The organism is Streptomyces sp. NPDC058646, from assembly GCF_042716875.1.
GTDB lineage: Bacteria > Actinomycetota > Actinomycetes > Streptomycetales > Streptomycetaceae > Streptomyces.
On the sequence record NZ_JBHXRK010000036.1, the window covers coordinates 22,015 to 43,988 of the forward strand.

Annotated in this window: 19 protein-coding genes; 12 read left to right on the forward strand and 7 right to left on the reverse strand. The window is 70.6% G+C overall.

The window, feature by feature from the left end:
• Window positions 1-34 precede the first annotated feature (34 nt).
• The 3 genes from ACFWUZ_RS31995 (at window position 35) to mobF (ending at window position 6,742) form a co-directional block, all read left to right on the forward strand.
• On the forward strand, window positions 35-649 hold the full coding sequence (locus tag ACFWUZ_RS31995; protein WP_384380827.1) for a hypothetical protein: 615 nt from the start codon (window positions 35-37) through the stop codon (window positions 647-649).
• A 118-nt stretch (window positions 650-767) separates the two neighbouring features.
• Window positions 768-1,331 carry a Uma2 family endonuclease gene (locus ACFWUZ_RS32000; RefSeq protein ID WP_384380830.1) on the forward strand — a complete coding sequence of 188 codons (564 nt, stop codon included), beginning with the start codon at window positions 768-770 and terminating at the stop codon, window positions 1,329-1,331.
• A gap of 1,163 nt (window positions 1,332-2,494) precedes the next feature.
• Window positions 2,495-6,742: a MobF family relaxase gene (gene mobF / locus ACFWUZ_RS32005; protein ID WP_384380833.1), complete on the forward strand. Its 4,248-nt coding sequence runs from the start codon at window positions 2,495-2,497 to the stop codon at window positions 6,740-6,742.
• Window positions 6,743-6,769: 27 nt separating this feature from the next.
• Here the strand turns inward: mobF and ACFWUZ_RS32010 are convergent, their stop codons facing one another.
• Window positions 6,770-6,952, reverse strand: coding sequence for a hypothetical protein (locus ACFWUZ_RS32010; RefSeq protein WP_384380836.1), 183 nt, complete (start codon window positions 6,950-6,952; stop codon window positions 6,770-6,772).
• Window positions 6,953-7,136: 184 nt separating this feature from the next.
• On the opposite strand from ACFWUZ_RS32010, the gene ACFWUZ_RS32015 reads away from it, so the two are divergent.
• Together ACFWUZ_RS32015 and ACFWUZ_RS32020 are read left to right on the forward strand one after the other, a co-directional pair.
• A complete protein-coding gene (locus ACFWUZ_RS32015) occupies window positions 7,137-7,559 on the forward strand; it encodes a hypothetical protein (RefSeq protein WP_384380839.1) in 423 nt (140 codons plus the stop codon).
• Between the two features lie 448 nt (window positions 7,560-8,007).
• The gene (locus ACFWUZ_RS32020; RefSeq protein ID WP_384380842.1) at window positions 8,008-8,583 is read left to right on the forward strand and encodes a hypothetical protein; all 576 of its coding nucleotides are present in this window, start codon (window positions 8,008-8,010) and stop codon (window positions 8,581-8,583) included.
• Window positions 8,584-8,787: 204 nt separating this feature from the next.
• On the opposite strand, the gene ACFWUZ_RS32025 is transcribed toward ACFWUZ_RS32020, so the two are convergent.
• The gene (locus tag ACFWUZ_RS32025) at window positions 8,788-10,029 is read right to left on the reverse strand and encodes a transcriptional regulator (RefSeq protein WP_384380845.1); all 1,242 of its coding nucleotides are present in this window, start codon (window positions 10,027-10,029) and stop codon (window positions 8,788-8,790) included.
• 357 nt (window positions 10,030-10,386) lie between these two features.
• On the opposite strand from ACFWUZ_RS32025, the gene ACFWUZ_RS32030 reads away from it, so the two are divergent.
• From ACFWUZ_RS32030 to ACFWUZ_RS32045, 4 genes are all read left to right on the forward strand, one after another.
• A complete protein-coding gene (locus tag ACFWUZ_RS32030; RefSeq protein ID WP_384380848.1) occupies window positions 10,387-11,559 on the forward strand; it encodes a cupin domain-containing protein in 1,173 nt (390 codons plus the stop codon).
• Between the two features lie 8 nt (window positions 11,560-11,567).
• Window positions 11,568-12,386: a hypothetical protein gene (locus tag ACFWUZ_RS32035; protein WP_384380851.1), complete on the forward strand. Its 819-nt coding sequence runs from the start codon at window positions 11,568-11,570 to the stop codon at window positions 12,384-12,386.
• Between the two features lie 205 nt (window positions 12,387-12,591).
• Complete coding sequence (locus ACFWUZ_RS32040; protein ID WP_384380854.1) at window positions 12,592-13,926, forward strand: competence protein CoiA family protein; 1,335 nt, start codon at window positions 12,592-12,594, stop codon at window positions 13,924-13,926.
• A 150-nt stretch (window positions 13,927-14,076) separates the two neighbouring features.
• The gene (locus ACFWUZ_RS32045) at window positions 14,077-15,003 is read left to right on the forward strand and encodes a hypothetical protein (RefSeq protein WP_384380857.1); all 927 of its coding nucleotides are present in this window, start codon (window positions 14,077-14,079) and stop codon (window positions 15,001-15,003) included.
• A gap of 49 nt (window positions 15,004-15,052) precedes the next feature.
• Here the strand turns inward: ACFWUZ_RS32045 and ACFWUZ_RS32050 are convergent, their stop codons facing one another.
• Together ACFWUZ_RS32050 and ACFWUZ_RS32055 are read right to left on the reverse strand one after the other, a co-directional pair.
• A complete protein-coding gene (locus tag ACFWUZ_RS32050) occupies window positions 15,053-15,646 on the reverse strand; it encodes a hypothetical protein (protein ID WP_384380859.1) in 594 nt (197 codons plus the stop codon).
• A gap of 344 nt (window positions 15,647-15,990) precedes the next feature.
• Entirely contained in the window at window positions 15,991-16,113 is a 123-nt protein-coding gene (locus tag ACFWUZ_RS32055; protein WP_384380862.1) for a hypothetical protein, read from the reverse strand.
• Window positions 16,114-16,562: 449 nt separating this feature from the next.
• On the opposite strand from ACFWUZ_RS32055, the gene ACFWUZ_RS32060 reads away from it, so the two are divergent.
• Window positions 16,563-17,453, forward strand: a complete 891-nt coding sequence (locus ACFWUZ_RS32060; RefSeq protein ID WP_384380865.1) for a recombinase family protein — start codon at window positions 16,563-16,565, stop codon at window positions 17,451-17,453.
• On the opposite strand, the gene ACFWUZ_RS32065 is transcribed toward ACFWUZ_RS32060, so the two are convergent.
• From ACFWUZ_RS32065 to ACFWUZ_RS32075, 3 genes are all read right to left on the reverse strand, one after another.
• Window positions 17,454-18,122 (reverse strand): hypothetical protein, encoded by a 669-nt coding sequence (locus tag ACFWUZ_RS32065; protein ID WP_384380868.1) that lies wholly within the window; start codon window positions 18,120-18,122, stop codon window positions 17,454-17,456. It lies immediately after the preceding gene.
• Between the two features lie 527 nt (window positions 18,123-18,649).
• Window positions 18,650-19,618, reverse strand: coding sequence for a DUF5677 domain-containing protein (locus tag ACFWUZ_RS32070; protein ID WP_384380871.1), 969 nt, complete (start codon window positions 19,616-19,618; stop codon window positions 18,650-18,652).
• 105 nt (window positions 19,619-19,723) lie between these two features.
• Window positions 19,724-20,380 (reverse strand): hypothetical protein, encoded by a 657-nt coding sequence (locus ACFWUZ_RS32075; protein ID WP_384380874.1) that lies wholly within the window; start codon window positions 20,378-20,380, stop codon window positions 19,724-19,726.
• 309 nt (window positions 20,381-20,689) lie between these two features.
• Here ACFWUZ_RS32075 and ACFWUZ_RS32080 point away from each other — a divergent pair, with 309 nt between their 5' ends.
• Both ACFWUZ_RS32080 and ACFWUZ_RS32085 read left to right on the forward strand, forming a co-directional pair.
• Entirely contained in the window at window positions 20,690-21,616 is a 927-nt protein-coding gene (locus ACFWUZ_RS32080) for a ParA family protein (protein WP_384380877.1), read from the forward strand.
• Window positions 21,613-21,927, forward strand: coding sequence for a hypothetical protein (locus tag ACFWUZ_RS32085; RefSeq protein ID WP_362060692.1), 315 nt, complete (start codon window positions 21,613-21,615; stop codon window positions 21,925-21,927). The genes ACFWUZ_RS32080 and ACFWUZ_RS32085 overlap by 4 nt, the downstream gene beginning before the upstream one ends.
• The last annotated feature ends 47 nt before the right edge of the window (window positions 21,928-21,974 follow it).

Here is a 21,974-nt window from a genome sequence, read left to right on the forward strand (position 1 = left end):
CCGAAACCGGCCCCGCTCCTCTTGAGGAGCCCCCGTGACCGACTGGTCCGCCACCACCCTCGTCCGCGTCGCGGACGACTACGACCGCGAGATGGGCGACACCGGCGCCCCGCTCGACTCCCGCTTCGGCCGCTACCTCACCCAGAACCTCGACGGACTGTGGGAGGAGGACCGCAAGGACCCGATCGCCTTCCTCGCCTGGGCCTGGTCCATCGCCACCCCGCCGATCATGTCCCCCGGCTACGTCCGCGTCCGCCCCGACCTCGGCGCGGTGCGGCTCGTCCAGTCCCAGTACGACGGCCGCCTCGTGGTCGTCATCGAGACCCCCGTCCAGCACGGACAGCTCGCCCAGGGCGTGCGCCCGCCGTACACCGTGCGGGACTGGGAGACCGACCGGTACTCGCACTCCGACGGCCCCCAAGCCCTGCAGGCCCCCGAGGACGAGTCGAAGCCCACCCTGCTGCTGACCGCGACCCTGCGCCTGCCGGCGGACGGCTGGACCCTGCACCAGCCCGCCGGAACGTGGCCGGTCGAGGAGCTGCTGATCGACGACGCCAAGCAGGCCGTCGCCCTCGCGGTGCAGCAGATCAACGCCTCCGCCGGGCACCAGGTCGCCAAGCTCATCGGCGACGAGGGCGCCCACTGGTGACCGGCCTGCCCGACTTCCGCGCCTGACCGTTGCCGACCACGCCGGACGGCTCCAGGAGAGACAACGGCCACCGCGCCGGGTCACACTGGAGCCAGTCCGGGAGGAGGTGAGAGGAACCGTGAGTGTCGCCTACAGCCACGCCGGGCCCTGGACGCTGGACGACGTCCTGGCCCTGCCCGAGGACAGGACGCAGCGCGTCGAGCTGGTCGGGGGGCAGCTGATGATGAGCCCCGCGCCCGGCCTGCCGCACCAGCGCGCCTCGCACCGGCTGCACAACCTGCTGGAGCGGGCCGCCGCGGCCGCCGGCTCCGACGCCGAGGTCTTCGAGGGGATCAACGTCATCGTCCCCGACGGGCTGCTGATCCCGGACCTGGCCATCATCGACGTGGCCGCCGCCGAGGAGTCGGGCGTCGCCGTCTCCGCCCGCCACGTCCTCGCGGTGGTGGAGATCGCCTCGCCGTCGACCCGGGTCACCGACCGCAAGCTCAAGCCGTCGCTGTACGCGGCGGCGGGCATCGAGCACTACTGGCGCATCGAGCTGGAGCCCGCTCCCCGGCTCCTGATCGGCCACCTCCACAACGGCGTGTACGCCGACCTGCCGCCATTCCTGGCGGGCGCTGTCGCGCACATCGACGAGCCGTTCCCGATCGCGTTCGACCCCGCATCCCTGGTCCGCAGGTAGGACCGACCCGCACAGCCGAGGCCCCCGCTCCGCCGGATTAATTCCGGACGGAGCGGGGGCCTTTCTGCGTTCCGGGCACCGCCGGCCCCGGGCCAGAAATCTGGCCCGGGGCTGAGCACCGTGCCCGCCAGGCGGCCCCTGCGGCAGGGTGCGATGACCGCGCCGACCAACATCGGGGACCGGTCCCAGCGGACCAGCGGACCAGAAACGGGGGACCAAGAACCACCCGGACCGTCACTCCGGCGTGGTCCGCAGCGACAGGAACCGCGCGCCAACCGGTCCGCCCAAGACGGCCCCCGCGGACCAACAACGGGGGACCGCGGACCACGAAACCGCTCGGACCAACGGGTAAAGCAAACGCAAAGAGCGTGCGCGTCACGGTCCCCGCAGGACGCCATGAACGAGCAGAGCGCGGGTGGCCTTGAGCGCGCGGGGACCGCGGCCCGGAGGTATCGGAAGGGCGCCGTCTGGCACGTGCGGTACCCCGCCCGGCGCCTCCGCGTCGGCGCACTGGAGAGCGGCGCGGGCATCACTGCCGCCCGTGCCCCGGCGCCGATCGTGGTCCGGCTCGATGCCCGTCGGCCCCGCCGGAGTCGCCCGCCCGCTGATCGCGGTCCGCGACCGGCCGCCGATTCCGTCCGCGAATCGCGGACGCCGCTCGGGGGCGCCGTCAGGCCTGCTGGCAGACCCGCTGACAGACCTGTCCGACCGCAGCCGTCGGCAGACCCGGCTCGAGCGCCGTCACAGCGAGCACAGTGGCTGGGACCGGGGGTGGTGCGGAGTAGCGCCCTGCGGGCCGGTCTTCGGCCGCTGGCATCGGGTGGGCGCACCTTCTGTGGCCGAGGCTCAAGACCACACAGTGTGATGGTCGGCCGGTTGGTGGAGTGTCCCGCCGGGCGGGCTCCAGGGGCTGATCTGGCCGTCGGATGGGCTGTCTTTTCGTCAACCGGGGATGTGGGTCTACCGTGGATCGATGCTGGTTGGCTGGGGGTTGGAGGGGTGGAATGGGGGGTTGGTTGGGGTGTTGGGTTGGTTGGTTGGTGGAGGTGGGTGGGGGTTGGTTGGGTGATGATCAAAAACGGGTGATGGACAAAGGCAGTTCCCCCCTTCGGGGGGAGCTGCGGCGGCGCCGGTCAACGGCAAAGTAAGAGGGGGGATTCCGCTTGGCATGGCTGACGAAGATCGCGACGGATGAGCAGGTCGAGTACCGGCTCAAGCAGCGGGCTGGCTGCGACCTGGTGGTCGCGGAGCAGACCGAACTGGTCGAGGGCGTCGACAAGGTGGTCGACTACCGTACGCAACAGGAGGGGGAGACCCCTCTGGTGTGGATGGGCTCGGGTCTGGACGCCGTGGGGCTGACCGCCGGGCAGGTTCTCGACGAGGACGGCAAGCGGGCGGCGCGCAACTTGATGAACGGGTGCCACCCGCTGACGGGGGCCCGGTTGTTCAAGTCGAGGAACTCCTCCAGGTCGCACCCGGAGTCGAAGCTCACGGTGGCCAGGGTGACCGCGGCCATCGAGGCCGCCGCCGCCGAGAAGGGCGTCGAGCCTGCCGAGCTCCTCGCGGGCAAGCCCAAGCAGCAGCGGCTCCTGGCGCAGCAGCAGCGGATGGTCCACCGGTTCGGCGAGGGGCACCGGCTCCAGGTCGCCACCCTCGGCAAGCTCGCGCGGGCCGCCGGCGTCGACCTCGCGGACGTCTTCACCGAGGCGGAGCTGGCGAAGGTGCGCAAGTACCAGGACGAGCGTGTCGACTCCCGCACGCGCGGCTTCGACCTCGTCCTGGACATTTCCAAGTCCGACAGCGTGCTCGCCGGGTTGCTGCCCGACGATGCGGAGCAGGCGTACCGGGACCTGGTCCACGAGGCCAGCCGCGACGCCATCGCCCTGTACGAGAAGTGGATCGGGTACTCGGTCGGCGGGGAGGACGGCGAGATGGTCCGCCTGGCGACCGGCGGTCTGCTGGCGTGGTCCACCGAGCACCGCAGTGCGCGCCCGGTTGGTGACGGCACCCCGGGGGACCCGCACCTGCACCTGCACATCAGCATCGCCAATCTGGGGCTCTGCGAGGACGGCGTGTGGCGTTCCATCGCCGCCCGGGGCAAGGACATGCACCGGCACGCGAGCGCGATCGACGGGTTCTTCAAAGCCCGGCTGCGTGCCCTCACGTACGAGAAGTTCGGGGTGCGGCGGGAGCAGGCGGAGCGGACCGGAGCGTGGGAGGTCGCGGGCATCCCCGCCGAGGTGCGGGACGCGTACTCCCGGCGGGCGAAGAAGGTTGTCGAGATCGCCGGGGAGGGGGCCAGCCGGGAGGAGATGGCGCGGGCATCGGCGGACACGCGGCGAGCCAAACACGCGACCGGCTCGGCGGAGATGCGGGAGTCGTGGCGGGAGCGGGCCGAGGCGATGGGGGTGGACGTCGAGGCGATGCTGGCCGCGGCCGCGCCGGGACCGCCCGGACCGGACGGCGGCATCGGCATCGATCCGGCCGGAGGCGGGCCGCGCATCCCGCCGCCGGCGGACATCGCGGCGATCGTCTTCGACCCGGAGACCGGGGTGACCGCGTCGAGGAAGGCGTTCGACCGCGCCGAGCTCCTGGCCGCCGTCGCCAACGCGCTGCCGTACGGGATCGGCGCGGACCTCCGCGACCTCGACCGCCTGACCGACGACGTGCTGCGCGTCGAGGGCTACGCGGTGGGCCTGCCGCACATCGGCTCCACCCTCATGTCGGCCACCGACCGGTACACGACCCAGGACGTCCTGGACGCCGAGGACGTCGCCGTCGCCCAGGCCCGGGCCCGCTACGGCGACCGCAGCGCGGTCCTCACCCTCCACCAGGCCGAGGCCGCTCTCGGCATCTTCGAGATCGCCGCCGGGTTCCCGTTGTCCGAGGAACAGCGGCAGGTGGTGACCCGGCTGCTGACGGCGGGCCACGGCATCGACGCCGTCATCGGCACCGCGGGCGCCGGCAAGTCCACGCTGATGGACGCCTGCCGGATCGCGTGGGACGCCACCGGCACCACGTACGCGGGCGCCTGCCTCTCGGCGGTCGGCGCCAAGGGCCTGCAGGATGCCTCCGCGATCCCCTCGAGGACCGTGAAGTCGTGGATCCAGCAGATCGAGACCGGCCGCGGGCTGACCGGGATCGACGTGCTCGTCCTGGACGAGGCGGTGATGACCGATGACCGGTCCGCGGCGAAGCTGATGACCGAGGCCGTACGGACCGGCACCAAGCTGGTCGCGATCGGCGACCCCAAGCAGCTCCAGGCCGTCGCGATCGGCGGCTGGTTCGCCGAGGTCCACCGTCTGGTCGACGGCGAGATCCTCACCGAGAACCGGCGCCAGGAGAACGAGGCCGAACGTTCCGCGCTGGAGGTGTGGCGCACCGGCGACCACCAGAAGGCGCTGGAGATGCTCGCCGCCGGCGGCCGGGTCCACGCGGTCGAGACGGCCGACGAGGCCCGCTCCGAGATGCTCACCGCCTGGGACGAGCTGCGCCGGGCGTGGCCGGACGAGCAGGATCTGCTGGAGAATCTTGTCGTCCTGGCGGCCCGCAACGTCGACGTGAACGCGTTGAATCTGGGCGCCCAGCAGATCCGCCGCGAGGCCGACGAGCTCGGCGACTTCCACCGGTACGCGCTGCCCGGCGGGGGCGAGATCTCCCTCGCCGAGGGCGACCTTGTCCGCGTCCGCGCCAACGACTACCGCTCCCGGCGCGGGCAGGGGCCCGACGTCCTCAATGGCTACCGGGCCGTGGTCACCGCCATCCGCGAGGACCGGCACGTCGAGATCACCTGGCGCACCAAGGACCGCAACCCCGACGGCACGGTGCGGACCGAGTCGGCGTGGATGAAGCCGGCCGACATCGGCGAGGGCAAGCTCTCCCTCGGCTACGCGATGACCGTCGCCGCGTCGCAGGGGCTGACCTGTCACACCTCGCTCCTCTACGGCCACGGGGCCAACGCATTCGCGACGTACCCGGGAATCACCCGGGCGAAGAAGGCGAACCACCTGTGGCTGCCCCTGGCCGCGATCGAGAACGAGACCACCCGGGCCCAGCTCGGCAAGGCCCGTTCCGAGACCGAGCAGCTGCACCGCGCCATCACCGCGTTCGCCCACTTCCTGAACCAGTCGAAGCCGGACGGGCTGATCAGCCACGAACTGCGGGCCCCAGCCGAGCCCGTCGCGGCGGCACCCCGGCAGGCCGAGCACGTCGAGATCCCCGAGCAGGCACCCGGACCGCCACCCCGGCGCGTCTCCGCGCGCGCCGCACGGGCGGTATCCCCGTCCGTAGCCCAGGCCCGTTGGCGCGAGGCCGAGCGGCAAGCCCAGCTGCGCACGCCGCTCGTCGACACCGGCCTCGCCCCCGAGCCGGACCCCCAGCCCGCCCGCGCCCCCGGCCCCGGCATCCCCGACGTCCCCGGCGACGTCGCCGGGGACCCCCAGGGGCAGACCGCCGAACTCCCCGAGATGAGCGACGAGCAGCGCGCGCAGCTGGACCAGCTCAGGCTGGACAGCGACATGCGGACCGTCCCGCGATGGGAGATGCGCCCGTACGGCACATACAGCGACACCGCCCTGCAGAAGGCCATCGGCGATTTCCTCGACGGCGCCGAGGAGGCCGAGGAGAGGGCAGCCAAGGCCGCGGAGGCGTTCCGCGTCCTGCACGAGCAGATGGAGCAGGAGAAGGCTCAAGGCACCAGCCGCGGCACCAAGTGGGCGCAAGAGGCCGGCGCTGTCCTCGACACCGCCGTCGGCCACCTCACGACAGCGGTGAAGGAGGCCGAGGCCCGCGCCGCAGCCGAGAAGCAAGCCAAGGGTGCCCGCGAGATCCTTCCGGAGATTGAGAAGCGCCTGAAGGCAACGCGGCTGAGCCTGCGCCTGGCCTTCACCAGCAAGAAGGAGGTCAAGGGAGTGCACGAGCACGTCCTCGGCGAGGCCATCGCCGGGGAGGACGAGGCCATGCGCGCCAAGCGGGCCAGCGAGAAGGCCAAGGCCAAGGCGTGGGAGACCGTCCGCGACAGCGAGTACGCCGAGGCCTTCGCCGTCGGCCGCTTCGCTCCGAAGGAGCTGCACGAGATCGCCGAGAAGTTCGCCGAGATGCGGGCCGCCCTGTCGCAGCAGGGGCACCGCAAGGACGAGCTGGACGAGAACAAGCTGGCCGACCTGAGCAAGACGGCCCGCACACAGGCGAAGAAGGCTGCCGACGCGCGGGGTTACGCCGCACTCGCCGCCGGTGAACAGAAGCAGCGCCGGGACATCGCGGAGAAGTACCCGAAGCTGCACGAGACCGAGGTCAAGGCCCGCGCCACCCAGCCACAGCCGAAGCCGAAGGTCGTCCAGCAGCAGCACGTCCCGGCCGCCAGCGCGGCCCCGACACAGCAGCAGGCTCAGAAGGGGCCCAGGCTGCGGTGATCGCCCAGGTCGGCTCTCGGCCGGATCTCAGGTCCGGGGGCCGGCCCCCAGCGTCCGGCGGGCGGTCGTACCGCCTGCGGTTCGCGGCTGGAGTGGCTCGGTGTCCTCGGCGGCCCGCTCCGCAGCGGTACGGCCCCGCGCCACACGCGGCTCCTGGTCCTCGACGACGGGATCCGGTCCGTGCCCGAGCGGGCGGCGCAGGGTGCTCACCGCCGAAGTCTCGCAGCCTCCCCGACGGCACCGCGGGCAGGGTTCTGATGCGCTTCACACGCCTGCACCTGGACCTCAATCATGGAGGGTGCGCCCCTCCGGTGAGGGGTCGTCGGAAGCTATGGTTGATCACCTCTAGGCGTCAAAACGTGCGAATCGGGTGATCAAGAACCAACCTGGTTGTATGGACAGCAAAACCGATTCTCCACAGCACGCGTATTCACTCGACCACAACGTGGTCTTGACGCTTGGCGCGGGAGGCTGCTACTACCCGGACCCCGACTTGCTTCCGGACGAGGCATGGCTTGTCCAGCTCAGAAAGGCTGGACTGCTCCCTGGAACGATGAAGCCCCTTGAAACCCTTCCCCCCGGAAGCGACCTGCGCCTCGTGGTACTGGGCGCAGACGTAGAGCCTCTGCGCCACGCCTGGACGGATCGTCTTGGAGGCACCTCCGGTGGAGGTGGAGGTATCGCGGGGGGCGTGCTTGCCGGAGCAATCTGGGATGGCGTCAAAGGCGTGATCAAAGAGATCACGAAGGGCGACGGCAAGCCGCGACCGAATCCGCGCCCGCCCGTGCGCGACCCCCGACAGGGCAACGTCGCATAGGTGGTGGGCTATGGCGCCGTTCCTGTACGCGAAGCCAGCGCGGACCGCTGGCTTGCACCCGTCCGGCCCTCGCCGTCGTGCAGGTGACATGGCACCGTGCCAGCCTGCTCTTGAATCTGGCCTGCATATGCCCCGGGAGTAGCGAATGGCTAATCAGAGGCGCAATACCCTGGCTCTCGCCGGTCTCGCCAAGAAGTCTCGCGGCAGGCAGGGAACCAGGGTTCGGGAAGTCAGGCAGTTGGTGGCGTCCCAGCTGAGGCAAGGATCGTTCGATGCTCAACTGGTAACTCGTGGGCTAGCTGTTTTTCTGGAGGACAGCAACGGAGAATGCCGTCGAGGCCGGCCTTTCGAGCCGTTGTTCCCTGTCTATGACGACGAGGGGCTGCGCTACTGCTGCGGCCACGACCCCAGCCACTGCACCCAGCCCATCGGCAAGTAGAGACCTGCCGTGGCAGCACTCGCGGTCCTGTGCGTGGCTCTCGCCGGGGCCGGTATGGCCTGCCTGTGGTTCTACGTAGCTTGGTGGCTTCCCGCCGTCCTGGCTGTGCTCGGATGCCTCGCTGGATGGGCACTGTTCCGCTCCGGGCGCGGCCGGGTCCCCATCAACCCGCGACAGGCCATGCGGCTAATGGAGTGGAAGATCCTCCTGCCCGGCTCTCTAGCTGCGGCAGGTGCCGCTGGGATCATCCTCGTCGAGGTCTACCTGCAGACGAAGGATAGCTGGACCGACGAGGCCAAGACCCTCGTCACCGCGCTAAGTGCAGCCGTCACTACGGCGATCGGCGCCCTGTTCGTAAAAGGCGCCGAGACCTACGAAGAGTCCTGGCTAGCTGAACCGATCAAGAAGGCATTCCAGGAGGGCCTGAAAGACACATTCCAGCCCAACAGCCCCGGCGACCTCGCCCTCTACAATCGCCAAGGAAACTGGGACCGCACCAACAGGGAAAAGCGTCTCAAAGTGATCGAGGTGGAAGTCAAAAACCCAACGAGCCCCCGACCGCTACCGCCGCCTTCACTGCCCTGATCGAGGACTGAGTGGGCTGGGCCGTGTCCATGCATCGATCCGTTTCCGCACACCCCCGCCCACACGCCCGCGAGCACTCCGGCTGTGCATCTCGGGCGTCCAGAAGGAGCGTTCAGAAAGCCCCCGCGTGCAGGAAGGCAGGAGCCCGGCTTCCCGTACGCTGACGAGCCTGACTAATTGGACCTTTCGGACCCAATGGGTCGATCAGGCGAGGGCGTCGCCGAGCAGCTGGCGTGGAGCGCCGTCGAGGTGCCGGTGGAGCAGCTGGGCGCGGGAATGCACCAGGCCGCTGCGGTACGCGGCCGGGAGCCGGTCGTAGACGGCGGCGGCCATCGCGGCGGCCGCGCCCGGATCTCCGTCGACCCGCAGGCATGCGGCGGTGTCCATGGCGATCAGCGCGCGCGTCATCACCGACGGGGACGTGGTGAGGGTCAAGGCGTCGTCCTGCGCCCGGTACGCCGCGCGGGTATCTCCGAGCAGCGTGTACGCCTGGGACAGGTGCACGTGGTGCTTCTGGGCCGGGTACCCGAACCAGGTGTCTGCCGCCTCGGGTCCGTCCAGCTGTTCGGCCAGGGTGCGGACGTCGTCCACCGCCCGGCGGGCGCCGGGGAGGTCGCCGACGGCGGCCAGGGCGCGGGCGTTGACGGCGGCTGCCAGCGCGGCCGCGCCGGAGGGGCGGGCGCCGGCCTCGCGGCGGGCTTGGGCGGCGATGCGGGCGGCCTGCCCTGGGGCGCCGTAGTTCAGGCCGACCATGGCGTGACGGCCGAGAACCCAGGCCGTCATCCGCCGGTCTCCGGCTTCGCGGGCGGCTTTCGCCGCGGTGGCGAACCAGCGGTGCGCGTCGGCTTGGTCACCCCGGTCGTGTTGGACGATCGCCACCAGGCCGGAGATTCCGGCGGCCGTGCGCGCCAGGTCGGTGCGGTCCCGCGCGGGGTGGGGCCGGCGAAGGACGGCGGCGAGGAGCGCCAGGTCCTCGCGCATCTCGCCCAGGACCGCGTCGGGCGCCCGCCCGTTGTAGCCGCCGCGGTGCCGCTCGAAGGCGCCCTCGAGGTAGGCAAGGTCCCCGGCGCCGTCGGCGTCCAGGCCGGTGTCGATTCCCTCCCGGGCTTGTGCGATACCGGGCAGTACGGCGAACCCCGTGGCCGCCGCGAGGGTAAACAGCTTGCGTCGCTTCATGTCGTCGCTCTCCTTCCTGCGCTGCCTGCGGTGGCGCCGGGTGTTGTCCAGGGCCTGGTCCAGCTGCTCGTCGGTCAGGCCGTAGACGGTGCGGATCGCCGAGCGCCAGACCGGAGTCGGTAACCGCTTCTCGGTCTCCCACCTCTTGAGGTTCTCGACCGTGCACACGAGGCCGGCGTCGGTCATGCGCTTGGCCTGCTGCTCGCGGGTCCGGTCCGCCCGCTCCCTGATGGTGCGCAGCAGTTCGCCGATTCCGTCCGGGCTCACCATGCTGGGGCCTCCCCTGTCTGGGTGTCGAAAGACCATCCTGGCCCCCCAACACGGCACCCCGCAGCGGTAATCGGCCCCCCAGTGCGGCCCTCCCTTGGGGTGTTCCCCGGGACTTCAATGGTCGAACGGAACCGGCCGGGACAACGCCTCCAGGGGCTCCCCCTTCCGGCCGGTCCTGCACTGGGCGCCCGCCTTGCCTGGGGGCGGCGGGCGCCGTCCAGCGCTCCATCCGACACAGAGAAGGAGTACGTCATGAACCTGATCCTCTCCAGCCGCTCCATCAAGGGAGCCGCGACCCGGACCCCCGACGGCGGGGGCACCGGCAAGGGCGACGGCAACGACTAACGGCCGCCGACCATGACCACCGCGATTGACGCGGCGGTCCGTAGCCTCGGCGGGGACTTCCTCGCCGGGGCTTTCGGCCGCTCCTTCCAGCACTGGTCACAGGCCGCCGCAGGGCTGCGCGGCCTGTTCACGTGGGACGACCTCAACGACCTGGTGGCACGCCACCGCCTGGACGCCCCGCGCCTGCGCCTGTTCAACAACGGGGAGCAGATCCCGCCGTACGAGTACCTGCACACCTCGGTCACCAAGCGCTCCGAGGTCCGCCACCGGGTCGAACCCTCTGGCCTGCACCGGCAGATCGCCGACGGCGCCTCCCTGGTGCTGGACGCGGTCGACAAGCTGCACCCCGGCGTCCAGGCCCTGGCCGAGGCGCTGGAGAGGCACTTCCGCACCGACGTCCAGGCCAACCTGTACGCGTCCTGGCATCCCACCGAGGCCTTCGGCGTCCACTGGGATGACCATGACGTCGTGGTCGTGCAGCTCGAAGGGGCGAAGCGCTGGAACCTGTACGGGGCGACCCGCACGGACCCACTCCGCCTGGACGTCGAAGCCCCCGCCAAGCCCGACGGGCCGCCACTCGCCGAAGTGGTCCTGCAGGCCGGGGACATGCTGTACCTGCCGCGGGGCTGGTGGCACGCGGTGGCCGCCACCGAGGGCCGCTCCCTGCACCTGACGTGCGGTCTGACCCCGGCGACCGGCCACCACCTCCTGGTGTGGCTCGCCGGACAGCTTCTCCACTCCCCCACCCTGCGGGCAGGCGTGCCGACCGTGGCCGGCCCCGCCGAGCGCACCGCGTACGCCGAGCAGCTGCGCAAGGAGGTGTCCGAGGCCCTCCATCCCCACATCGTCTCGGAGTTCGCCGCCTCGCTGGACGCCCGCGACCCCGGCCGCCCTGCCCCATCCCTCCCGTACATCGGCGACGTCCCCGCCGACTCCGGCCTGGTCCTGACCCTCACCACCGCCCGGGCCGCGCTGGAGGGAGCCGACGGGGCCGTCGTGCTGCGCGCCGCCGGACACGAATGGGAGCTCCACCCGTCCGTCCGCCCCGCGCTGGAGGCCCTGGTGTCCGGCGCCCGGCTCACCTTCGGGGACTTGGCCGGGCGCTCCGGTCTCACCGTGGAACAGGTCGCGGCGCTCGCCACCGAGCTGGTATCCAAGGACGCGGCAGCCGTCTCCCACAGGTAGGACCCGCCATGTTCGAGGCCCCCGCCCCCGCCACCGTCGACCGGATGCTGGCCGCCCAGCAGCACGCCGCCGACCAGTTCGGCCTGCGTGCCACCGGCCGCCGGGTGTGGGGGTACCGGGGTCGGACCCTGTCGGCGGCCGCGGGCCCGCACTGGCTGCGCGTGGTTTGCGCCGAGGCCGGCACTGAGGGCGGCAAGCTGTGGAACGGCCCGTCCACCTCCCGCGCTCTCCCCGCGTCGGTGCCGCGCCCCGACCTGTTCCGCATCCGGGACTGGACCACCGAGGGCTACGCCTACCGGGCCGAGCTGTACGCCTTCGCACCCGACCCGATCGTCTCCCCACGCCCCGTCCTCGACGAGGACCCGGGCCTGCCCGAGACGTGGTGGAAGGAGATGGTCGCCGCCCTGGACGCCCTCGCCGACGTCCCACCACCGACGGACCGCGAGGCCGTACGCGAGGAGTACCTGCGCCGCGTCATCCCCGAGTTCACCGGCCACCAGGTCGACGACGTCACCTGGGCCACCGCTCACGGAGACCTCCACTACGGCAACATCACCCGCGGCCCGCACATCCTGGACTGGGAAGGATGGGGCCGCGCCCCGTACGGCTACGACGCGGCCACCCTGTACGTGTACGCGCTGCTGTCCCCCGGGGCGGCCGCCCGCGTCCGGGCCGAACTGGCCCCCGTCCTGGACCGGCCCGAGGCCCGTGCCGGCCTGCTGACCGTGTGCGCCCAGGTACTCCAGGCCCAGGACCGCGTCGACTTCTACGCCGAGCTGGCCGACCCCGTGCGCGAGCACCTGGCCCAGCTGAGTCAGACCCGTTAGAACCAACAGGTCTGACTGAGGCCAGAGCACCCGCCGCTGACCGCTCCCCGCCCCCGTCAACAAGAGACTGGCCCCGCCCCCACGGAGGGCGAAACCAATACCGCGAATGGCGTAGCGCGCTGCTCCGTCCGGGGGATGCCATGTCAGACGAGGCCCATATCGTCCGCCGCTGACACGGCTCCGCCACGGGACGAAGGAGAAAGCGATGGTGTTCGTCGGGGTCCACGGAGAGTGGGGGCGCATCGACGCTACCCAGGCTGACCTCGGATGCGGCCAGGACCGAAGCAGCATCTACAAGACCAAGTTGCCCGCGCCGCTGACCTGCTACGAGTGCGAGTGGCGTCTTCACCTGGTCCACAAGACCCACGGCTCGTACGACCTCTGGTTTCTGCGGCATGCCAACAACGCGCCCCACTGCGAGGCGCGGCTCGCGGGCGAGGGCATGGCCCACCACCTCCTCAAACTCGATTTCGCCCATCACGTCCGCGCGACCGGCTGGACCGCCGAGTACGAGGTCGCCGCCCCGGACGGCTCCTGGCGCGCGGACGTGATGGCCACTTCTCCGGACGGCAGCCGCCGCGTTGCCCTGGAGGCACAGATGTCGGCCATCTCGGTCACCGACATCGAGGCCCGCACCGACCGGTACCGTGCGGCCGACGTCGAGGTGTGCTGGTTCACCGACCGCAAGACCGCTCCCTGGCTCGACAACGTTCCCTCCGTCCAGATCGCGCGGCCGGACGACGGCGGCCCCGTCCAGATCACCGCCGGCGCCGCCCGCTTCGTTCCCGAGTGGTGTGAGGACCGAGCCGACTGCGGCCTGTGTGAGTGCGAGGACTGCGGCCCGGGGATCGACGGGCCCCTGCCCTGCGGCGGCCACGGCAAATGGCCGACCGTCGAACCCTTCCCCTTGGACCGCTTCATCGCCGCCATCTGCGCGAACACCACCCGCCCGCACCGCCTGCGGGCCAAGGGATGGGGAGACGACGGCAAATGGCGATGGGTGACCCGCTCGTACTTCGAGCTTGAGGAGGAGCAGGTCCAGGCGACGGCCCGGCGCGAGCAGATCATAGACCGCCTGTTCGCCGTCCAGCAGCGGCAGCGAAAGGCACGGGAAGCCGCCGAGCAGGAGCACCTGGCGGCGATCGAGGCCCTGCTCCAGCGCCAGAAGGCTTTGGTCAAGCCGGTGGTGGAGTTCGTCTACCACGAGGCCGGCGCCTACCCCAACGTTGCCCGCGACGGCATCCCCGAATTCGCCATGGGCGTGCCCGTGTACGTGCGCGGCAAGCCGTACGCGGTCATCTGCCCAGTGGCCAGCCGCGTTCCCGCCCTGCGCAACCGCTTGGCCCCGCTCGTCCTCTTTGCCGCCTCCGAGCGAGAACGCAGCCGTATCGCCGCCCAGGCAGCCCCCGGCCAGCGCGTCGAGGTCCTTGCCGTCGAGGTCCCTTCCACTCCCGCGCCCGCAGTCCCTCCGCAGCGTGAGCAAGGTGTCCTCACCATCAAGCAGGCCGTGAACCGGATGCTGGGTCTCGACCGAATGTGAGACTCCCGCTCCTCCGTCCGCTCCTCCGCCGGGTCCTCCGCCCGGCGGCGGACAACACCGGTTGCCGCCGGTGTCCGCTTCGCAGGTCAGGCTCCCTTTCGCGCCGTGGCGATGCACACGGCCGCGAGCCAACTACAGGGAGAGGGACAGGTGGAGATGGGTACGACGGGGGTCTATCGGGAGCGGGCGGAGCGCCGGCGGCGGACGCAGGGGACGGGCGAGGCCCGCGGCGACGGGTGGCAGCGCACCGAGGAGGACGAGCAGCTGCTCCGGCTGGCGACCCGGTACAGCACGCTGACGCTCCACCAGGCCGCGTACGCGTGCTGGGGCGGACGGATAGAGGCCGCGCGGCGACGGGTGAGGCTCATGGTCGAGGCCGGGCTGCTGCACCGGAACGCGGACGTGCGCTGGGCGCGGACCGTCTTGTGGCCCACCGAGCGCGGTGCCCGGATCGCCGACACTGGCCTGAGTGCTCCGCGGCCGCCGGGCGAGCGGCTGCTCCACCGCCTGGCCGTCGCGGACGCCGGGATCGGGCTGGAGGCCAACGGGTACAGCGTGCTCTCCGAGCGGGAAGTGCACGCGGTCGAAGCCGTCCCCGGCCGCGCGGTGGAACTCCTGGAAGCCCTTGGGGTACCCGGGGTACATGGGGTACCCGGGGTACCCGCCGATGCTCGACGCGGGGAGACGCTGGCCGTGCCCGTCGGCGCCCACGCCGTGCACTGGCCGGACCTGCTCGTCGTCGAGCCCACCCCGAGGTTCCCAATCGCCGTCGAAGTGGAACTCACCGCGAAGTCCCCCACCGCGATCCGGACGATCCTGCGGGCCTACCGGCAGGCACAGCGCCGGGTCCTCTACATGGCCACCGAGCCGGTCGTCCGCCAGCTGCAGGGCAGCCCGGGCCCGGACGGACGGTGGGCCGACGGCGTCGCCCAGGAGCTCGGCCTGCTCCCGCAGGGCGAACCCCGCCCGGGCACCGGCAGGCAGCTCAGCTTGCGGCCGTTCACCTCCGTGGACCCGGCCGTCGCCCGCCGGGCAGCCCAGCACGCCGCCCGCGGCGCGTGGCTACGGAGTGGATAACGCACAGCTCACGGCCGTTGCCACCCCGATAGCCGGGCGGTTGCCGTTGTCAGCGTCCGTCGCCGTACGCGGTCTCCTCCAGCGCTCGCAGGATCAGCCGGAGCTCCTTCTCGTTGACGACCCGGACGACCTCGCCGAGCTGCACCGCGCAGCGGGACACCAGCGACGCGGCGATCTCCAGCACGGCCATCTCGCTACTGGAGCACTTCAGCGCCCCGGGCCGGGAGATCATCAGCAGTCCGATCATGTCCCAGTCCACCGAGGGGTGCGAACCGCTGCGGTCGATGACCGGCTTGTCGGCGGCCGCCGAAAGCTCCGTCTCCTCCTCCAGCAGGCGCCGCAGCCAGAAGCCGTCCTGGTGCGCACCGAGCAGCCGGGTGGCCGCCCGCATTCCCTCGTTGCCCACGCCCCGCAGCAGGTCCTCGGCGAGCTGCTTGCCAGTCGTGCCGTCAGTGACCGCCATCATCGGCGTCTCCGTTCTCTCGGTGGCCCCGGCCGCGTTGGCCGGCCCCGCCTCACTGTGCGCGGCCGTCGCCTTGGGCCCGCGCCGCACACGCCGGGCGATCCCGCGGACGCCCTCCCCCACCAGCAGGCGCACCAGCGGGTCCCCCGCCAGCTCGCGCACGGTGTCCATCCACTCCATCGCAGTCTCTCCCTCGGCCTGCGGGCAACACGCCCGTGAAGGGCGCGCTGCCCTCCGGCCCTTGAGGCGGCGAAAGCCTTCGGCGACAGGGGCGAGGGGGAGATTCCTGCGCAGGGTTGTTCCTGGCGAAGCCGAGGTCGGCGCTGGATGGCTGGAGGGTAGGTGGGGGTGGGGAGTGCGAGGGGAAGGGGGATTGCTGGCGAACCGGCACGGCCCGGGTGGCTGTCGCCCTGGGGGATGGCTGTCCGGGCCGCTGGTGGCGGGCTGTCCGGGCGGCATCCGAGAATCGCGGACAGGGCGAGGGTGGTCCGAGCGTCCAGCCGTAGCCGCCTGCTCCGAGTGGTTCAGTCGGGAGGCGTCGCCCCGGGCAGCTCCCCGGTGAAGTCCAGCCACTGCTGGATGGTCCACACGGCGACGCTGGATCGGTCGGTGGACATGCGCAGCCACACCTCGTCGCCGCCAGGCATGAGCGCCACCTAACGTCTGCACGGCGTACCAACTCGGGGCCACGTGCCGGTGGCCGGCCCGCGAGTGCGCGGCCTGTTTCATGAGTGGTCCTCGGCAGGAGCGTCCGGCTCGCGACGCCTGCGAGCGCGCGCCTTCCGCACCGTCCAGGCGACAGCAGAGATGGTCAAGGCGGCACCCAGGCTGCCGACGAACTCAGAGAGGACGCCCTGTATCAGGGCAGGGGAGAGCATTGTCGTTACGCCGTCTCTCGAAATGTTCTCCCCACGAGCAGCTTGCCGGATCAAGGGCGGGGCGTCAGGCCGTTGGTGAATCGGGTGGGCCCCAGGTGTTTCATAGGTGGTCCCTTATGAAACGCCCGGCCCCAACAGGTCTACGCTGGGCATTTGTTGTTTCATGTGTCGTTTCAAAATACTGGACTCTTGAAACGTACACATGAAACACTGGCGGGGTGAGTGACTTCCAGCGCGTTGAGACGCACGACTGCCCCATGTCCAGCTGCGCCGCCCCGGCCGGCTCCCCGTGCCGCACGACCAAGGGGAAGGTGGCGATCCAGTACCACACCGCCCGCTTCCGGCTCGTGCCCGCGCTCGCCAAAGCCCTGAACGTGCCGACGCCCGCCGTGCGGAAGCCCGGAGCGGTCTGGGTGGAGCTCCCCCGCCCGGCCGCCGCCGGCGTCGAGCCGGTCGGGCACATCCGCATCGGCTACGCCCGGGCTTCTACCGCGCGCCAGTCCCTGGACACACAGCTCGACTCCCTCGCCGCCGAGGGCATCACCCGTGTGTTCTCCGAGAAGATCTCCACCCGCGTCGCCCAGCGGCCCGAACTGGAGAAGGCCGTCGCCCTCGCCCGCGAGCTGCGCACCTCCGGAGCCCGGGTCACCCTCGTCGTCCACGAGCACAAGCGACTCGGGCGCGGCATCGAACTGGTCACGCTCGCCCAGGACCTCAAGGCCGCCGATGTCGGCCTCCAATTCCTCACCGGTGAGCTCCAGGGCTCCCACGACCCCTCAGGCGTCGTCTTCAACGTGCTGGCCGCGCTGTCCGGCATGGAACGCGAATACATCCGCGACCGCACCCTGGAGGGCCACGAGTCCGCCCGCAACCGCGGCAAGACCATCGGCGGGCCCACGGTCACCAACTCCGACATGCTCACCATGGCGCTCCAGATGCGGGCCGAAGGCGTGAGCCTGCGCGACATGGCGCCCCGGCTCGTCATCACCACCGGAGCGAAGAAGGGGCAGCACCCTTCCCCGCCCACCATCATGCGGATGCTCCGCGAACACGACGAGAGGGCGGCCGCAACAGCCACGCGGGATCTCGAGGCTGCCGGGGGTCACTGATCAGCGACCGCCCTGCAGGATGCGCATGACCTCCCGGGCGGTACGCCGACTTCTTCGGGCGTCCAGGGCCAGCCTCTGCAGCTGCTCATGGTCGCTGACACAGCTGTTCCATAGCCGCCGATCCATGTCGTGGGGGCACTCTCGCGGCAGAAGTGCTCCCAGGCCCGACTCAGAGGGGATCGCCCTGCCGTCGAGGAAACGCTGAAGCCATCCCGCTGAAACTCCCTCGCCTGGCTGTGTGCCCTCCGGCCACCAGTACATGAAGTGGGAGCGGTAGTTCTTCACCCAGGTGTTCAACGCCTCTGCGAAACGCTCCTGCTCGGGGACAGGTCCCAGCTGAACAGGAGGCCTCGGAGGCTGCGAACGGCTCCTGCGCGCCTTCTCCAACTTTCTCTGTCTCGCGAAGAGCCAGTTGGGGTCGGCGGAGCGGGCGCTCCTTCTCGGTGCCTGGTGCATGAGGATCTGCTCAAGCAGCCGCTGGCTGGGTAGCCGTTCGCCCGCCAGCACGGCGTACACGGTGGATCGCGAAATGCCATGCCACTTGGTGATCTCCCGTACGGCGTATCCGTTGCTGCTGACCGCGTCCCGTAGCCGCTCGGCGAACTCCGACAACTCGCCTGAACTGGGATCAACTGGCTTCCAGTGTGCGGGCATCGCCTCCCCTTCCATGTCCCGTGATGTCCTGCGACGACTAGTGGTTCAGTAGCGTGCCATCCGCGGCACTCGGCCGTCACCGGAAACGGCGACGGCCCCCTGCGCCAACAGGGAGCCGTCTTCACGAATGCATGGACGATTCGACCGAAGGAGAAGCCATCCACACCAACGACGACCGTATGCGCAAGCACGACCCGGAGCCAAGGTCTGACAGTCCGGGAGCAGCCCGACGGCTGGTCGATACGGCTGCCGAAGGCCTCGTGAAGGGGGCCGCAACCTCTCTCGGAGCCCTGCTTGTCTCTGCGGCGGTCCTGTGGTGGAACACCCACCACTGATCTAGTCGACGGGGGCGCCTCACCCGCTACCGGGCTGGCGCCCCGTCGATGCCTCATGGCCGGCGCTCATGTCTGGATCACCGTACGCGGAAGCCCGCACCCCGGGAGCAGCGCGAGCGCCAAGGGGGCGTCGGGGACAGCCGTGCCAGTTTCTCCAGATCTGCGGCCTGCTCGACGCTCGGCTACATGTAGCGCGAGAACGCTCTCTTACCCGATGAGCGGAAGATCCCGGGTCTTGCGGTGAGCGGCCTCCAGAGCGGCATGTGCTCTGATCTGGAGCTTGTGCATGACGGCGACGTGTACCCAGAACTCCGACTCGGGCTTCGGCTGGCTGTACTCGATGACGGCATGAGTGACGTGGCAGATGAACTGCAGGGCGAGATATGCCGGGTCGACGAGGCCCACCACGCTCGGGCCGGTCTGCAGGACGGGACCGCGCCAAGTCTCCGCCCGGTTCAGCCGCATCCCCTGCGCGCCGGCGTGGGTTTCGGCGGAGGCCCACTCGAAGTAGGGGTGGAGATGGGCGAGGCCTGCCAGTGAGGCCAGGCCCTCGGTGTTGACGTGGGCACCAACGCTGGAGAGAGGTCCTGCGGCCCACCCGATCTGCTGTTTGATGATGGGCCCGAACCGGTCCAAGGCCGCCTGCGAAGCCTGGCGCGCCTCTTCGACCTCCTCTTCCGGGTAAGGCTCCATTCCCAGCTCGCTGGCGTACTTCTGGTAGGTCTGCATGGCCCGGAAGCCCGTGTAGTCCTCGTACGCGTAGTACCGGTCGACGAGGTCCTCATGTCCCGGGCTCCGGCCGTGCGCACCGATGACACTCGTGACGGCGGCCAGCTCGTACAGCAGGCGGGCCGGCTTCATCGCCCCCTGTCCGTGGCCGGCCGACAGGAGGCAGTACACCTCGTCGGCGGCCCGGCATGCGCGGGCGTGCAGCTGTATGAGGGCCGCGGTGACCATGTCGCAGGGCGTCGGGGTGAGGCGGCTCAATTCCGATCCCAGTTCCTCGGCCTGGGCGAAGGTCAGCAGGCAGAGGTCGAGGCTGCGGCCCCAGTGTCGACGCAGCCGCCGTTCGAACATCTGGCGGCGGCGTACGACTCGCTGGAGTGTCCGTGGGGCGCGCCGGACCGTGGCCGCGGTCATGCCGTCGATGATGCGCAACAACTGCTCTTGGTCCACGGCTACGTCCTCGTTGTGCGGGTGGGCCGAACTGCCCTCGGGCCGACGGTAGGGCCCGGGTGCAGTCCAGCGCACCGGGCTTTCGCTGGATTCCTCGCATGCTGCTCACGCGGACGGGTGTCGCAGAGGGCCGGGAGAATCAGGGGAAGCGGCCGGGAGGGGAGGGGGTAGTTCGGAGTCCTGGGCGGCAAGGGTGGCGGCGAGGCGTTCGGCGAGTTCGGCGAGGTGCGGGTCGTTGGGGCCGGCGGAGTGCTCGATGGCGGCCTGTTCGGCGTCGTACGCGTCGAGGACCTGCTCCCAGCTCTGGGCGTTCGGGCCGTAGTGCTCGGGGAACACATGGGCCAGCCACCAGGCCGCCGCCCGCCAGTCCGGCCGCAGGTACCGGGTCTGGCGTTCCTCGACGTCCAGGCCGGTGACCGGGTCGTTGTAGGTGCGCACGCGTTCCTCCAGGACCAGGCTCCCGGCACCGGCCTGCAGAACCCGTGCGAGCGCCCGGGCAGCCATCTGTGCCCGCGCGGAGTTCACCTGCCGGTACAGCTCGACGTACACATCGTCGGCGCGGTTCGCGGGTTCCCCGTCCTCGCGGGCCTGGGCGGCGTCGCGGCCGCGGGCCATCCACCGGGCGAGGGTGGCCCGGGAAACTCCGGCGCCCTCGGCGGCGAGCGAGGTGGCGACGCCCACGGCGGTGGCCTTGACGATGCTGTCGATTCGCTCCGGCGTCAGCAGGGAGGGCCGGCCCGGGCGTCGGGTGCTTCTTCTCATGCGGGCGGACCGTACGTACACCTGGTCGCTTGCGTCTCCGGCGTCACGCATTTTGCGATTTACGCGACGGTCCTACGCGCGCGCGGGCGCGGGGGTCTCACCGGAGTCCCGGGTGGTCCGCCCAGGTCAACGCACCAGGGTCCCGGCCCTGTTGGACCTAATGGGGTCAACCCTGTTAGGGGCACCAGGCTGGCCTGCGGTTTTCCTCGATCAGACGGAGCGCCGCCAGGTCCGCGTACGGGACGGGAGGAGGCGGTACGGTCTGGCGGTGACGAGTGGACGGGGAGAGACCCGAATGAGGAGCGAGCCATGGTCCAGGTAACGCTGGAGCCGTTGAAGATCCCGGACCGGCTGCGCATGCCGACCGTCTTCGAACGGGAGTGGACGGAGCCGGCCAACAAGCTGCGCCCGCGCATCCTGCTCCCGGCCGCATTCACCGGGCCGTCCCCGATCGCCCCGGGCGAGCACCGCGTTTTCATCGTCTTCAACCGCAAGGGCGGCGCCGGAAAGACGACCACCACCCTGGAGCTCGCGTGTGCCTGGGCGGCGATGGGCTACACCGTGCGCATCATCGACGCCGACCCGCAGGACGCCGGTCTGACCGGGTGGCTGGCGCCGGTCTATCCCGAAGGCCTGGACCCCAAGCACCGGCTGACGCTCAAGAACGTCATGTACGGCGAGGCCGGCCTGGACGAGGCGACCTACTACACCCGGTACAAGAACCTTTACATCGTGCCCAGCTACGAGGACTGCGCGGTTGTCGAGTACGACCCGGCAGTCAACGGCGAGCGCACACTGCGCCGGGCGATCAAGCGGAGCGAGGCGCCAGTCGACATCACCATCGTCGACTGCCCACCGAAGGTCGGGAAGCTCAGCACGTTCACCCTGGCGATCGGCGGCGAGGTCCTGGTGCCCAGCCAGCTCAGCGGCCTGGACAAGAAGTCGAACGAGCCCTTGCGCAGGACGATCGCTGACGCCCAGGAGGAGTACGACGTGAGGGTGCGGGCCGCCGTGCTCACGGCCTGGGGTAAGACGATCATCTCCCGCTCGGTCGGCAACGAGATGGCCGCGCACTACCCGGACGCGCTCGTGTGCCCCATCCGCAGGTCGGTGGACGCCACCACCGCGCCCGACGAGAACCAGTCCATCCGCGAGTACAACAAGCGGTCCACCACCACGCGTGACTTCGACCAGCTCGGTCACATGCTGGTGGCGCCGCGGGGAGCTGCAGAATGAGCAACGGAATGCCCTTCGGGCAGGGGACCCTCCTCGGCAAGGAGCTGGGCGCGCAGAAGTCCGGCCCGGGCACGAAGGAGAAGATCCCGGCCTACGTCAGCCCGGAGACCATGAACCGGCTGCGCAACGCCGTGGTCGCGCTCCAGCGGATCGACGACGAGGACGCCGACGTGCCGGTGTCGCTGTCCGCGTACGTGGAGGCAGCCGTGCTTGCGCAGCTGCGCCGGGACGAGCGCGAGTACAACAACGGCGCTCCGTTCCCGCAGCGCCGCAACAAGAACCTCAAGAGCGGCCCGCCAGTCACGAAGTAGCCGGCGCACCACGAGGGCCCCACCGCTGCCGGTGGGGCCCTCGCCAT